13 protein-coding genes are annotated in these 13881 nt (G+C 44.1%); 8 read left to right on the forward strand and 5 right to left on the reverse strand.

Annotated features, from left to right (window positions below):
* Window positions 1–45: 45 nt before the first annotated feature.
* On the reverse strand, window positions 46–591 hold the full coding sequence (locus AAA952_RS04600) for a hypothetical protein (protein ID WP_113940241.1): 546 nt from the start codon (window positions 589–591) through the stop codon (window positions 46–48).
* Between the two features lie 61 nt (window positions 592–652).
* Entirely contained in the window at window positions 653–1447 is a 795-nt protein-coding gene (gene bioH, locus AAA952_RS04605; RefSeq protein ID WP_263168594.1) for a pimeloyl-ACP methyl ester esterase BioH, read from the reverse strand.
* 32 nt (window positions 1448–1479) lie between these two features.
* On the opposite strand from bioH, the gene AAA952_RS04610 reads away from it, so the two are divergent.
* The 7 genes from AAA952_RS04610 to nfuA all read left to right on the forward strand — a co-directional run bounded on the left by AAA952_RS04610 (window position 1480) and on the right by nfuA (window position 8700).
* Window positions 1480–2271 (forward strand): ComF family protein, encoded by a 792-nt coding sequence (locus AAA952_RS04610; protein ID WP_338254824.1) that lies wholly within the window; start codon window positions 1480–1482, stop codon window positions 2269–2271.
* Between the two features lie 173 nt (window positions 2272–2444).
* Entirely contained in the window at window positions 2445–3191 is a 747-nt protein-coding gene (locus tag AAA952_RS04615; RefSeq protein WP_338254826.1) for a helix-turn-helix transcriptional regulator, read from the forward strand.
* Between the two features lie 2 nt (window positions 3192–3193).
* On the forward strand, window positions 3194–3871 hold the full coding sequence (locus AAA952_RS04620; protein WP_338254828.1) for a response regulator transcription factor: 678 nt from the start codon (window positions 3194–3196) through the stop codon (window positions 3869–3871).
* Window positions 3858–5102 carry a sensor histidine kinase gene (locus tag AAA952_RS04625; RefSeq protein WP_338254830.1) on the forward strand — a complete coding sequence of 415 codons (1245 nt, stop codon included), beginning with the start codon at window positions 3858–3860 and terminating at the stop codon, window positions 5100–5102. Before AAA952_RS04620 ends, AAA952_RS04625 begins: the two co-directional genes overlap by 14 nt.
* A gap of 174 nt (window positions 5103–5276) precedes the next feature.
* Window positions 5277–6041, forward strand: coding sequence for an outer membrane protein OmpK (locus AAA952_RS04630; RefSeq protein WP_338254832.1), 765 nt, complete (start codon window positions 5277–5279; stop codon window positions 6039–6041).
* A 92-nt stretch (window positions 6042–6133) separates the two neighbouring features.
* Window positions 6134–7882, forward strand: a complete 1749-nt coding sequence (urdA, locus tag AAA952_RS04635; protein WP_338254834.1) for a urocanate reductase — start codon at window positions 6134–6136, stop codon at window positions 7880–7882.
* 239 nt (window positions 7883–8121) lie between these two features.
* Window positions 8122–8700: a Fe-S biogenesis protein NfuA gene (gene nfuA, locus AAA952_RS04640; RefSeq protein ID WP_338254836.1), complete on the forward strand. Its 579-nt coding sequence runs from the start codon at window positions 8122–8124 to the stop codon at window positions 8698–8700.
* 83 nt (window positions 8701–8783) lie between these two features.
* On the opposite strand, the gene AAA952_RS04645 is transcribed toward nfuA, so the two are convergent.
* Together AAA952_RS04645 and AAA952_RS04650 are read right to left on the reverse strand one after the other, a co-directional pair.
* Window positions 8784–10721, reverse strand: a complete 1938-nt coding sequence (locus tag AAA952_RS04645; RefSeq protein ID WP_338254838.1) for an alpha/beta hydrolase family protein — start codon at window positions 10719–10721, stop codon at window positions 8784–8786.
* A gap of 80 nt (window positions 10722–10801) precedes the next feature.
* Complete coding sequence (locus AAA952_RS04650; protein ID WP_338254841.1) at window positions 10802–12169, reverse strand: MATE family efflux transporter; 1368 nt, start codon at window positions 12167–12169, stop codon at window positions 10802–10804.
* A 22-nt stretch (window positions 12170–12191) separates the two neighbouring features.
* Between AAA952_RS04650 and AAA952_RS04655 the strand changes: the two genes are divergently transcribed.
* The gene (locus tag AAA952_RS04655; RefSeq protein ID WP_338254843.1) at window positions 12192–13238 is read left to right on the forward strand and encodes a polysaccharide deacetylase family protein; all 1047 of its coding nucleotides are present in this window, start codon (window positions 12192–12194) and stop codon (window positions 13236–13238) included.
* On the opposite strand, the gene AAA952_RS04660 is transcribed toward AAA952_RS04655, so the two are convergent.
* A complete protein-coding gene (locus AAA952_RS04660) occupies window positions 13239–13871 on the reverse strand; it encodes an SCO family protein (RefSeq protein ID WP_012090557.1) in 633 nt (210 codons plus the stop codon). It lies immediately after the preceding gene.
* Between the last annotated feature and the right edge of the window lie 10 nt (window positions 13872–13881).

Here is a 13881-nt window from a genome sequence, read left to right on the forward strand (position 1 = left end):
TCAGGTTAATTTTGTGCGCAAACGGATTCATACGATTGGAATAGGTTAAATCCACGTCGACATGGTTGATTCTTGTTCTGGTTGAGTCTGTTGGTGATAAAACTGACCAATACGCTGCCCAAGTTGTTGATAAAATTGACTCGATTCGCCTTGAAGCGATTGTCGAACATTCGCTTTAGCGCTACTAGTGGCATAACTTGTCGCACCTTGACTAACCTTTAAGCGTATATCTTTACGTTGCAGTGCCGCTTGGCCTCTTGCTGCAATTTTAAGCGTTTTAGGTAAAACACGCTCGGCCACTACAAGGGGCGCTTTTTTCTCTTGCTGTTGTTGGTTCTGTTGCTGTGAGGATTGCTGTTGCTGCTGTTTTTCTTGAACTTGTTGCTGATTATGCTCGAGCGTTTTCGCCTGTTGTTGAGCTTGATCCGCAGTGCGTTCATTCTGTGGATTAAAGGCGCGTTCTTCGTGACCTTTAGTTGCCGCTTGTGGTGGGATGACTACAGGTTTCAGTTGGTTGTCGACCCGAGCCGAGTCCGTCGCGACATTACTGGTCGCTAGCGGGACTTGGGGGTAGTTACTGACAACTAACATGGAAAATTCCTTGGCACATTAATGGTTAAATACTAGCCATTAATCGCTCAAAGATAAAGCGTTAACGTGTCTGTAACGTTAACCAAGGCATAAATACCTGCAAAAACTCCTGCTGATGGGAAATAAAGGGCGCGTGAGAGGCTTTGGCGAGCATCACATCCTCACTTTGAGCTGTGATGGGCATTTTAGGTGGTACGCGTTTGGGCACTAGCCCGTCGAGTCGGCCCCAGATCCTTAGCCAAGGTTGTTGCAACTCTATCAGTTGCTGCCTTAAGTCGACGTCGGTTAGCATATTTAGGCCTTGAGTTAAGGCTCTGGTATTGGGTAAAGGACGTGCGAGGACAAGATCGCGCAGTTGTTTGATATCTTCCTTGGCGGTTTCGCTACCCATGGCTTGAATCGCCAGAAATCTCTCTATAGTTTTAGGTAAATTTTGGCCGAGTTGTTCTCTAAATTGATGAAGGACTTGTGGCGGAATGCCCGGCCATGCTTCGTCTTCCCTTGCCATAAAGCAAGGGGATGAGGCAATGGTAATCAAGCCTTTGATTTTTTGTGGATAACTTAACGCTGCCTGAGTCGCAACGAGTCCACCGAGTGACCAGCCGGCCCAAATAGCGTGTTCAGGCAATGCAGCGACTAAGGTATCTACCCAGGTTGATAGGCCACCTTCAACCATTTGGCTATGGCCAAAGCCCGGCAAGTCTACATAGTGCACCCTATACTGAGACAGTGACTCATGTAATGGCGTAAACACAGCGCTATTCACTCCCCAACCGTGAAGCATCACCAGATCTGGCCCTTGGCCGCTGATTTCAATATGCAAATTTGCTTGGTTTGTGGATGTGACTTGGCTCACTTGAGTGCCTCAAAAATGGATTAGGTGAATGTATGCCGCACTTTGTCAAAAGGATTTGGCCGCAATCTGCTTTACGGATAATGCGTTTAGGCTATCAACTCGGTACAAGGTGGTTGGCGGGCAGTTTACCTAACCGTTGCCTGCTGTGCCACCAATCCATATCACTTCCCGAGACTGGCATTTGCGCCGTTTGTCTTCAATCTGGCTTATATCATGGGCCTATTTGCTTAGGTTGCGGTAAGTCGATGCAAATAGAAGTCGATTATTGCGGTGAATGCCAAAAGCGCCAGCCACGTAAAGTCATTGCACCTTGTAGTTATCATCAAGGTTTGGGGGCTTGGGTTGGTGCGATTAAATATCAAGGTCAACTTGCCGCTTTGCCCGTGCTGTGTAGCGCCTTAGTAGCACGCATTAAGGTATTAGAACAGCAAGGATTAATCTCGCTGCCTCAAGCGATAGTGCCAGTTCCATTGCATCCAAAACGTTTGCAACAACGGGGATTTAATCAGGCGTGGTTAATTGCCCATGAGTTATCACAGCTCTTGCAACTGCCGTTAGTGAGCGAAGGGTTAACGCGCCAACAAGACACTCGACCGCAGGCGGGGCTTTCGGGTGCACAGCGACGACGCAACTTACATGATGCCTTTATGTTAGCGGATGATTTTGCGTTCCAGCGTGTTGCATTGGTGGATGATGTGGTCACCACTGGCACTACAGTCTCTGAAATTGCTCGCTTATTCGAAGCGCGTTATGTGCATGTTCAAGTATGGTGTTTGGCAAGGGCAGAGGCGCCAGGCTTGTTGAATGATGTTGACGCTGTTTAAAACATAGCGGTCACATCATTATATCTATGTGTATGTCAAAATTATGTCAAAAATACTGAGTAAAAAAGAATAAGTTTTACTTTTGCGACAAGATGTAAGTATCTGTATCAATGGGTTTTGTTTATTTTTTGTATTGAGATACCTTCCTATATTATTTCGTTTGGAGGGTATTTATGGACGCTAAACTGGCGCGATCAAATGCAGATACGGCATCAACGCTGAAGGACGTTATTCAGGCGATAAACTACTCTTTAAAGCTACATGGTTTTTGTGGTTTCTGGTTTCAAGGAGTTCCACATTGTGCGTATGAAAATTATCACTTTCCAAAAGATACCAATCTGTTCTCTCCTACGGCACTAAGAAAACCTATCGCCAGCATAGCTTCTTCCCCTGTTATGGCTGAATTACAGCGTTTTTATTTAAATCAGATAGCCTCCCATGATTTCAATTTTGGTTTTTCATTGGATACTTCAAAATCTTATATGTATAGATTCACGAGTGTAAAAAATGATAAGACCAGCCTACTGTTTAGTAAGCATAATATTCAAAGTGTTTTGAGCTGGCCCATCTCTTGCCACTCTAATCGTCATTGGGCTGGCCGCTTCATACTACTCAGCCATCTTAGTGCCTCGGAGGTGGTGTTAGAGGGATTGGCAGACACTTTAAAGGAAGCCCAAAACAAGCTGTTTGAATGTAATAAACAATTGTTCAATCCATTTCTACAAAGCTCGCTACTTAAAGATAATGCGAGAGATATCCTGCTCATGGTCGCAAACGGCCTTCAGAATGACGAAATTTCAACTCAGCTCCCGATAAGTGTCAGAGGAGTTGAATATCATATGGAAGCTATGCGCAAGAAATTTGGGGCTACAAATAGAGCAAACTTAATCCATTTAGCCCATCAATATGAGTTGATCTAAATATGTTGATATTACTGGTTGAAGATAATCGACTTCTCTCTAACAACATCATTCAATATCTTGAATTGAGTGGCATAGAGTGCGATTACGCTTTCAACCTAGCTCAGGCTGATATGCTCATTAGTCAGCAGCAATTTGACGCTATTATTCTCGACCTAAATTTGCCTGATGGTGATGGGATTGAAGCATGTGAACGCTGGAAAGCACAGTGCATTACTTCGCCCATAATAATGTTAACCGCACGTAGCAGTCTGAATGAGCGCTTGAATGGGTTTGCTGTTGGCGCGGATGATTATTTAGTAAAACCATTTGCAATGGAGGAACTGGTCGCGCGATTGAAGGTGGTTGCTCAGCGTCGTCCCGCACCCCAAAGGTTGACTATTGGCGACCTAGAAATCGATTTTGCAAACCACATGGTGTATCGGCAAGGGCAACAGCTGGCTTTGTCTAAAACAGGCTGGCAGATCCTTGTTTTATTAGCTCGGCGTAGCCCAGAAACAGTGAGTAGAGAAGAGATTGAGCGAACGATTTGGCCCAATAGTGCTCCTGATAGTGATAGTTTACGCAGCCATATTCATCTGTTACGAAGGGTGATAGATCGACCCTTTGAACGACAAATATTGCATACGATTCGTGGAGTCGGTCTAAGCCTTAGGGATGATATCAATGCAAGCTCCTAAGCTTAGCCTCAAGCGTAGCTATCAAGTGTGGGGAGTTATTTTTCTATTAATAACCTTAGGCGTGAATAGTTTTATCCCGCTTTGCATGATGTGTGCAGGTATGATTTCTATGCATGAGGTCACAATGCACAATGCAGGGCAAGCGGCCGAAGCATTACTGAAGATGGTGGAGCCAACTCAGCAATCATTACTTCATCAACCACTTCTAAAAACCGATAACTTAACTGTCTATCCTCATTGGCGAGATATTCCGCTGCAAATTCGCGAGTTAAGTAACAATGAAGTCTTAACTGATGCGAGCAAAATTCACTATGAGCATGCAGAAGGTCCCATTGTTAACGCGTTAAGTGTGTACTACACCCAAACTGGCCAGCCGCTATACGTTTGGCTGCAGTTTAGTGTTACCCATGATTTGCAATTTGCCCCTAAAAATATGACGGCGATCTTGCTGCTTGTCTTGATAACCTTTTGTGCCAGTGCAAGCTTAGCGTTTTATATGCAAAGTAAAGTGATTACGCCTGTTCATCAAATTAGTCATGCGATTAAACAACATGATTGGGAAGGAGGAGGAAAACTGAGTTTACCAGAACAAGAATATGCTGAATTAAAGGCAATTGTTGATGCTTTAGATAACTCGATTTTACAACTTCAGGAGGCTCAGCAGCGAGAACTCAATTTTTTACGCTTTGCTAGCCATGAGTTACGTACGCCAGTCGCCATATGCCAATCTTCATTTGAAATCCTCGCATTACAACAAGGTGAGCTTACGGGGGCAACTCTGTATGCTTCCCAAGCGACCAATCAAATGAAGTCACTCATTGAAACCCTACTATGGTTAACTAATAAAGAGTGTTCAAACCTAGAAAAGGAAAACGTAGCATTATCGCCTTTACTTGCCAGTATTATCGAGGAGCAGCAACGGGTACATGGTTATGAGCAAAAAATTCAATTATTGTGTGACGATACTTGCTTGCCCGTCCAGCTTCATCCGCTAAAAATAATCTTAAGCAATTTATTAAGGAATAGTATTGAGCATGGTGGGATGGATATTAGCATTACTCAAGATGCTTGTTGTATAGAAATAACCAATTCCTACAATAGTAAGGGCCGTCATGGATTTGGTTTAGGGCTTTTACTGGTGAAACGTCTCGCTAATCAACTGGGTTGGATTTTTACTAGCTCATCTGCAAATAATTTATTTACAGCCAGACTGGTCATATCTAATAACTAAAGAATGGGAACTATAGATTTACTGCATTAAACCACACACTTTTAAAATGCAAAAGCGCCGTTGGGCTTAGATCACATAGTCATCATGCTATTCGTAGTAACTTTATTATATAAAGTTTACTGGTCGATAAGTATTTTAAAATACTTCCTAGAATACATGGTTGAGAGGGGCTCTATGTGTAAAAAAAGTGTGGCATCTATTTTAGTCAGTGCAATTATTTTTAGTGGTTCAGTATATGCTGATGTGAATAAAACGAGCGTGGATTTAGGTTATAAGTTTTATACTAGTGCCGCAAAAAATGATAACCCAGGTGTTTTTAATCAACCTTTTGTAAAGTTGAATCATTTAGGTATTGCTGATTGGGGTACTTACTTTGCTAATCTTAAGCTCGAAAACCCTGCTGAAATCGCGGAAAATCAGAAGAACCTTGATGGTAAAACTACCATTAAGTCATTATTGATACTTGAAAATAAGCTGGGAGAGTCGCAGTTCAACTTCTGGACTCAGAACTTTATCTCTGCGAGTGAAACGCTAGTTGAAGATAATCTTTACTTAGGTATTACCCATAATGCAAAAATTCAAAATTTATCACTAAACTATGGTGTCGGTTTAAATTATACCATTGGTAGCTTTTCCCCCACATCAGAGAAGTTTAATGATCTGTCAGGTTATGCCGTGGTTTTAAATGCAAAGTACCCATTTGAGTTGCTAGGGTTAAAACATAGTTTAAGTTTGAATTATGAAGCACAAATTGATAGGGATGCAGCGCATCAAGCATTATTTTCATATGACAGCTATGGCCATCAGGTAATTACAACATTACAAACAAGCCTCACGGATTCAATATTTTCAAAGTTATATATCACTCATTATGATAGCTGGGGTTCGCAATATAATGATGGGGTTGAATACGGTATATCTGTTGGTTATCAGTTTTAACGGTTTATCAAATAGGTTGAAATTTTGATAAGTAGAATCTCATTTAATTTGGTGCTGTTCTAAATTTTATCAAAAATAATAAGGGAATTGTAATGCATTATAAAAAATCCATTATTGGTATTGCTGCAACGGCAACAGCAATTATTGTCGGCTGTCAAGTTACCCATCAAATAGTAAAAAGCCAGGGAACCGCTCAAGGCAAGCATGGCGAAGTGCAGGTCGAAACCACATTCAAAGACGGACACATTGTGGCGATTGATGTACTAAAGCAAAAGGAAAATAAGGTCCTTGCTGGTGCCGTATTTAAAGATGTTAAACAGGCGATTATTGATAATAACTCTATCGAGGTTGACGGTATTGCAGGCGCAACCGTAACGTCTAAAGCGCTTAAAGAAGCCGTGGGTAAAAGTGTTGAAGCCGCAGGTGTTACGTTAGTCGCTGTCGCTTCAGCTAAAAAAAATGAAGCATTAACGCCAGCAGAATATACCTATGATGTGGTGATTATTGGCTCGGGTGGTGCAGGTTTCAGTGCTGGTTTAGAGGCTATGACTGCGGGACGAAGTGCAGTGATTATTGAAAAGATGCCTATTATCGGCGGTAATTCTTTGATTTCTGGCGCTGAGATGAATGTGGCCGGTAGTTGGGTGCAAAAAAATATGGGAGTTACCGATAGCAAAGAGCTGTTTATTAGCGACACGCTAAAGGGCGGCGATTTCAAAGGTGACCCTGAAATGGTTAAGACCATGGTCGATAATGCGGTTGATGCAGCTGAGTGGTTAAGGGATTACGTCAAAGTAGAATTTTACCCAGATCAATTATTTCAGTTTGGTGGACACAGCGTGAAACGAGCGCTAATCCCTAAAGGTCATACCGGAGCAGAGGTGATCAGCAAGTTTTCTATTAAAGCTGAAGAAGTTGGCTTACCAATTCATACCAATACTAAGGCTGAAAAGTTAATTCAAGATCAAACGGGCCGAATTGTGGGTGTAGAAGCGACTCATAATGGCAAAACGGTAACCTACTATGCAAAACGCGGTGTTGTGATTGCCACGGGTGGCTTCTCGTCTAACATGGAAATGCGTAAAAAATATAACCCAGAGTTAGATGAACGATATGGCAGCACTGGTCATTCAGGTGGTACTGGTGACGGTATTGTGATGGCAGAAAAAATACATGCAGCAGCTAAAAATATGGGATATATCCAGTCATATCCCATTTGTAGCCCAACCTCGGGTGCGATTGCCTTGATTGCTGACTCTCGCTTCTTTGGTGCGGTGTTAATCAACCAGAAGGGTGAGCGCTTTGTTGAGGAATTGGAACGCCGAGATGTGATTTCACAGGCCATTCTAGCCCAACCAGGCCGTTATACTTATGTTCTCTGGAACCAAGCTATTGAAGATGTTGCCCATACTGTTGAAATGCATCAAGGTGAACTGAAGGAATTCACAAAAGACGGGCTAATGTATAAGGTCGACACCCTAGAAGAAGCCGCTAAAGTCTTTAATATTCCTGAAGACAAGTTGTTATCAATGATTAAAGACGTTAATCGTTATGCCGCAACAGGAAAGGATGAAGCCTTTAATCATCGCTCAGGATTGGTTGATTTAAGTAAAGGACCTTATTGGATTTTAAAAGCGACACCTTCTGTGCACCATACTATGGGGGGACTAGCGGTTGATACACGTACTCGTGTACTTGATGAACAAGGAAAAGTGATTCCGGGCTTGTTTGCTGCGGGTGAAGTGACTGGTTTAACCCATGGAACCAATCGACTCGGTGGAAATGCTTACACTGATATCATTGTCTTTGGTCGTATCGCTGGACAAGAAGCGGCTAAATAGTTTGTATTTTATGTCTGGCTTAAAGCGACCCAATTGGGTCGCTTTTGTTTGTAAATGATGCTGTTCACTCGCGTACAACACATTCGTTTAAAGCTTGTTTATGATGAATAAATCGTGATCGCTATGGCAAAAATCCATAAACTTGCTATCCAAAGGACTACAAAGCGAAGGTGAGTCGGAGTATCATACGGCTAATTCTTACTAAAACACTCAGGTATCCCCTGACGGAGCAGGTTTTCATGATTACCATTTCCGATGCGGCTCAAGCCCATTTTGTTAAGTTGTTAGCAGATCAACCTGAAGGCACTCATATTCGCGTATTTGTGATCAGTCCAGGAACCTCGCAAGCCGAGTGTGGTGTGTCTTATTGTCCACCGGATGCAGTAGAACGTGATGATATTGAAATCGAGTTCACTGGCTTCAATGCTATGGTCGATGAGAAGAGTGCACCTTTCCTTGAAGATGCCACTATCGATTTTGTGACTGACCAATTAGGTTCACAACTCACGCTCAAAGCACCTAACGCAAAAATGCGTAAAGTGTCTGGTGATGCACCTTTAGTCGAGCGTATCGAATACGTGATCCAATCAGAAATCAACCCTCAGTTAGCCGGCCATGGTGGTAATATCATGCTGGTTGAAATCACTAAAGAAGGCGTGGCTGTACTGCAGTTCGGCGGTGGTTGTAACGGTTGTTCTCAAGTTGATATCACCCTGAAGGATGGTATCGAAAAACAATTGTTAGACATGTTCCCAGGTGAGTTGACTGGCGTACGTGACGTGACAGATCACCAACATGGTGAACATTCTTACGCTTAATCTTGTTTGTTAAGCTGAATGAAAAACGCGACCTTGAGTCGCGTTTTTTATATTTGGCTTTCGCTTTAAGTGCAGTTGTTAAGTTATAACTTAGGGTTGAGATTATCAGCTAAGAACTTATCTAAGGCTTTAAACGTCGCGAGTCTGTTGTCGTTATTGCTCAGGTAATGATCACCATTTTCCAACTCAATATACTCCACTGGTTTATTCAGTGATTTGAGCTCGTCATACATTTCTCGGCTATGTTGAACCTTGACGACTCTATCCTTATCGCCATGTAGCAGTAATACTGGGATGTTAATTTTATCTGCTTTACTGATAGGTGAGCGCTCATAGAGGGCATCGAGATCATCTCCTATTTGCTCTTTAACCACTTCATAGTTGGTATGTCTGCGGCTTGATTTTACTAGGTAGGCCACATCGGTCACACCAGCCACACTGATGGCGCAACGGTAAAGATCGGGAGTCATAGCAGCCCCCATTAAGGCCGCGTAACCACCATAACTCGCACCGGCAATACAAATACGTTTAGGATCGCTAATCCCTTGATCTATTAGGTAGCGAGTCCCGTCTTCGACGTCGTTTTGCATTTCGAGTCCCCAGCTTTTTAGGCCAGCTTTCATAAACTCATAGCCGTAACCTGCCGAGCCCCTGAAGTTCATCCGAAATACCGCATAACCACGATTAGCGAAGAACTGTGCCCAGTAGTCGAAGTCGTTACTGTCGTAACTGATGGGGCCGCCATGGGGGAAAATAATCGTCGGCAGTTGCTTGGCTTCAAGCCCTTTTGGCACGGTTAGGTAAGCATCGATTTTGAGCTTATCCCTTGCCTCATAAGTTAAATATTGGGTATCGGCGAGGAGTTCACTCTTGAGTCTGCCGTATCGGTTAGCGATTGGATAAAGCGTTTTTTCGTCCCTATCGCCAAAATAGTAAGTGCCGGGCTCGGTCGAGCTAGTGGAATACACTATGTAGCGGCGTTCATCGGCACTGAACTGAGTAATATAGTTGTGTGCGTTGGGTAACACGGCTTTTAGGCCATTTTGTAGGCCCACATATTCTTTTTCCCAAAAGGTGTATTCTTCGCCGTCACCTTCACTGATACCAATCACTTTTTTCTTCAGTTTCGAATAGAGTAAATTACCTTCAACGTCAGTATCTTCATTGGCGTAGACCAATTCTTTTGTGAGCTTAGGATCGGTCAGATTGACTTTAAATATGGCTTCGAAACCTTGGTGATAGGCGCGAACGTAAAGAATATTGGGGTCAGCATCAAAACCTAATGGCCAAACACTGTCCTCTGAGAAAGCTTTAAAGGTCCAAAGTAAACGTGAATCTCTCTTTTGCTCAGCCTGTTCATAAATGCGGTACTCAGTATCATCGTTATAGATAGAAATACGGACCTTGTGTTGCCTGTCAGTAATCCAACTGATGATCTTCTTTTTAGCATTTTGGGTGTAACTGGATTTACCCTGCGCTAAATTGACTTTAAGTACACTATCTTCGCCTACGTTTTCGCCCATTCCGTCTAATGACAGTAAAATATTGTCGGGATCATCTGCCATAAGATCGATAATTTGCCCCTGATGTTGCGGGATCCAATTGAGACGATCTAAGACACTTCGCGGAAGAACACTCGAGGTTTTTTTAGTGGTCAAATCATACTTAACAAGGCGGGTTTCGGTTGTCGGTGTACCGTAACGGTTAGCCGGAAACTTGGCACTGATCAGTAAGATATTATCGTTTGCCCACTGCAGAGACAGGATGACAAATTTTTGATTATCCGTGTGCAACGGAATGCTTTTTTCGCCTGTTTCTATATCTTGGATACTAACGACAGTACCTTTGAGTTTGGCTTGGTCGACGCGTACAACCGATGCGAGTTTTTTGCCGTTAGGCGAGAGTTGCACAGAGCTCACATCTGGGATGCTGGCAAAGGCTTCAACGGGTAATTGTGGCGCTGTGTCGGCAACGGCATGGTTGCATAGCCACAGGAAAAGCAGCGGTAAAATCCTTTTCATTATAGAATCACATCTTTGTTACAATTGTAAAATCAACATCATAGTGATTTTGAGATTTGTAAACTACTGTCTTTACAGATTTATTTATTCGAAAAGCTTTTGCTGAAATAATAGTGCCCCGCAAGTGTTAGGCTTCTGGCGATCATAAAGACACTCATGGCGGCCCAAAGGGCGTGGTTACCTTGCTCAGGCAATAACAGTTGCTGCAGCAAATACCATGTCGGGAAAAATGCACCGAAGGTGGCGAGTATCATGCTATTGCGCATCACTTTGCCTTTAGCTGCACCGATATAAACCCCGTCGAATAAATACGAGCTAAAAGACCATAAAGGCAAAAATATCAGCCAGATAAGATAGGTTTGCGCTGTTGCTCTGACCTCATTAATGCTGGTCAGTAACGCGATAATATTACTGCCAAAAAGACTGAATACAGCGCAGAACCCTAACGCCGTAATGGCCGACCAGCTCCAGGCTAAGATCACTGCTTCCCGTAATTGCTCCGCCTGTTTTTGGCCATAGGCTCGGCCGACTTCTGCCTCGGCATAATAGGCAATGCCATCGAGTGCATAGGAGATTAACAGCAGTAAATTCAGTAACACGGCATTGGCGGCAACGGTGTTATCACCCAGACCCGCACCATGAAAAGTCATAAAGGCAAAGGCCGCTTGCAGGCAGAGGCTACGGATAAAAATATCTGTGTTGAGCCTCAGTAATTTGCCATAACCCGTCAGAGTGACATGGGGTAATAGCTGGGATAAGTGAAAATCGGCTTCGCGCTTGAGTTGCTGTAACACCATAGTGAGTGCGACGGAGAAAGCGGTGATATCGGCAAAGACTGAGGCGAGGGCGGCGCCTTTAACGCCCCAGCCTAAGCCGAGGACAAACACCACATCGAGAATAATATTGGCAAGGTTGGCTAATATCAGCTGCCACATGGCGGCTTTAGGTTGCTGTCGCCCTAAGAGCCAACCTAACATCACTAAATTGAGCAGGGCGAAGGGCGTTGACCAAATTCGTACCTGAAAATACTCGCGGCAATAGCGCTCGACTTCGCTACTCGCTTCGGATAATCCTAGCGCTAAATTTAATATCGGGACTTGCAGCGCGATAACGCCAGCGCCCAATAACATCGCTAGCATAGCGCCTTGGACTAAGAGTTTATGCTGGGCGTGAAGATCATTTGCACCATAGGCCTGCGCGACTAAACCTGTGGTCGCCATACGCAAAAATCCCAATAACCAAATGATTAATGTGATAATCGTTGACCCGACAGCGACTCCCCCTAAATAATAGGCTTCACTCAGATGACCTATGACAGCCGTATCGACTAAGCCCAAAAGTGGGATAGTGATATTGGAGAGTATCATCGGCAGGGCAAGCGCCAGTAATTGACGATTTTTCGCGCCGTTAAGCATTAGGTCGAGCCAAGTTGATTTAGCAGTATTCATTAATTTCAGAGGTGTTCACATTATGGTTAAACGTGTGCTGTTGGCACTCATAGGGCTAATGACGTTTTCTGCCCATGCCGTGGTCATTCTGCAATATCACCATGTGTCAGAAAGCACTCCGGCGGCCACAAGCGTGACGCCCGCGCAATTTCGTGAGCAAATGCAGTTTCTAGCCGATGATGGCTTTAAGGTGATCCCGCTTTCTCAGGTGGTTGAAGCGATAAAGCAAAAACAAGATTTACCGGCGAAAACAGTCGCAATTACCTTCGACGATGGTTATCGCAGTATAGCGACTACGGCGCATCCTATCCTAAAGGAATTTGGCTTTCCCTACACCTTGTTTGTGGCAATTGAGCCGATTAAACAAAAGTTTACCGAGATGATGACTTGGGATGAGCTGATAACGCTATCCAAGGAAGGCGCCGATATTGCTAACCACAGTTGGGCGCACGAACATTTGATCCGCGCCTTAGAAAATGAATCACAGGCGCAGTGGCTAGCGCGGATAAAAGCCAATATCTTAGATACAGAAAAGGCGATTGTAGATGCCACTGGGCACAATTTTAAAATGCTGGCTTATCCCTACGGTGAGTACAATCAAGCCTTGCAGGATATGTTAACCGAGAACGGCTTTGTCGCTTTAGGGCAGCAATCGGGAGCCGCTGGGCCCTATTCGCCATTAACGGCGCTGCCGCGTTTCCCTGTTGCAGGACAATATGCTGATTTAAAAAGCCTTAAGGCCAAGCTATACAGTTTAAATATGCCTGTGATTGCGCAGAGTCCTAGTGATCCTGAGTTAAAGGGCGGCCATTGGCGCCCAGAGCTTAAAGTCACCCTCGATATGAGTGATATCTCGGCTAAGCAAGTGATGTGTTATATCCAAGGTCAAGGTTCAAAACAGCCGACTTGGTTGAGTGAGAACGAGTTTAGTGTTCAAGCGGATTTAGCCTTACCTGCGGGTCGTTCGCGTTACAACTGCACTGCGCCGAGTAAGGCGCGCAATGGCTACTATTGGTTTTCTCAGCCTTGGGTGAGGCCAAAGGACGATGGCTCTTGGGTCAAAGAGTGATCAACGGCTAGGTTTGTATTGCGCCACTATTTTTCTAAAATCGCTAATCATTTCATCATTTAACACCTGCGGCGGTTTGCCTAACGCTGCCGTAGGCTTAAACACTGCGACTCGCGTTCCCTGCGGCGACACCAACACATAACCCGCACTATGGTCGACTTGGTAGTTTTCCCCTTCACCGACCATGGCATAGGTCAGTCCTAAGCTGCGGGTGAGCGGGAAGATTTGTGTCTGCTCGCCCGTGACCGCTTTAAATTCTGGATTGAAAAAATTAACATAAGTCAGGAGTTTATCCGGTGTGTCCCGTTTGGGGTCGACGGATAAAAACACCACCTGCAATGGCGCAATTTTGTTTAGATCGGGATAAGCTGCCGCGAGTTTATTTAAGGTCGTCGGGCAAACGTCGGGGCAAAAGGTAAAACCGATAAAGAATAAGCTCCATTTTCCCTGCAAACTGGCGTTGGTAAAAGCCTGCTTATGTTGATCAACCAATTCAAAGGGCGCTAATTCATAGGCCTGCGGAAACAAAAAACCACTCTCTAGCTCGATAGGTTTCGGGGGATTAAATTTCACCGCAAATAGGCCGCCAAGGCCGATCAATAATATGGCGATGACTAAAATTCTTTTCTGCATTATTGGCTCC

It is taken from the genome of Shewanella sp. M-Br (genome assembly GCF_036245925.1).
GTDB classification, from domain to species: domain Bacteria; phylum Pseudomonadota; class Gammaproteobacteria; order Enterobacterales; family Shewanellaceae; genus Shewanella; species Shewanella oncorhynchi.

Bases quoted from the DNA above. Each gene is read 5' to 3' on its own strand.
- AAA952_RS04645 (WP_338254838.1), bottom strand. From the start codon at position 10,721: ATGAAAAGGATTTTACCGCTGCTTTTCCTGTGGCTATGCAACCATGCC.
- AAA952_RS04620 (WP_338254828.1), top strand. From the start codon at position 3,194: ATGTTGATATTACTGGTTGAAGATAATCGACTTCTCTCTAACAACATC.
- AAA952_RS04630 (WP_338254832.1), top strand. From the start codon at position 5,277: ATGTGTAAAAAAAGTGTGGCATCTATTTTAGTCAGTGCAATTATTTTT.
- AAA952_RS04615 (WP_338254826.1), top strand. From the start codon at position 2,445: ATGGACGCTAAACTGGCGCGATCAAATGCAGATACGGCATCAACGCTG.
- AAA952_RS04660 (WP_012090557.1), bottom strand. From the start codon at position 13,871: ATGCAGAAAAGAATTTTAGTCATCGCCATATTATTGATCGGCCTTGGC.
- urdA (WP_338254834.1), top strand. From the start codon at position 6,134: ATGCATTATAAAAAATCCATTATTGGTATTGCTGCAACGGCAACAGCA.
- AAA952_RS04610 (WP_338254824.1), top strand. From the start codon at position 1,480: ATGCCGCACTTTGTCAAAAGGATTTGGCCGCAATCTGCTTTACGGATA.
- AAA952_RS04600 (WP_113940241.1), bottom strand. From the start codon at position 591: ATGTTAGTTGTCAGTAACTACCCCCAAGTCCCGCTAGCGACCAGTAAT.
- AAA952_RS04655 (WP_338254843.1), top strand. From the start codon at position 12,192: ATGGTTAAACGTGTGCTGTTGGCACTCATAGGGCTAATGACGTTTTCT.
- AAA952_RS04650 (WP_338254841.1), bottom strand. From the start codon at position 12,169: ATGAATACTGCTAAATCAACTTGGCTCGACCTAATGCTTAACGGCGCG.
- AAA952_RS04625 (WP_338254830.1), top strand. From the start codon at position 3,858: ATGCAAGCTCCTAAGCTTAGCCTCAAGCGTAGCTATCAAGTGTGGGGA.
- nfuA (WP_338254836.1), top strand. From the start codon at position 8,122: ATGATTACCATTTCCGATGCGGCTCAAGCCCATTTTGTTAAGTTGTTA.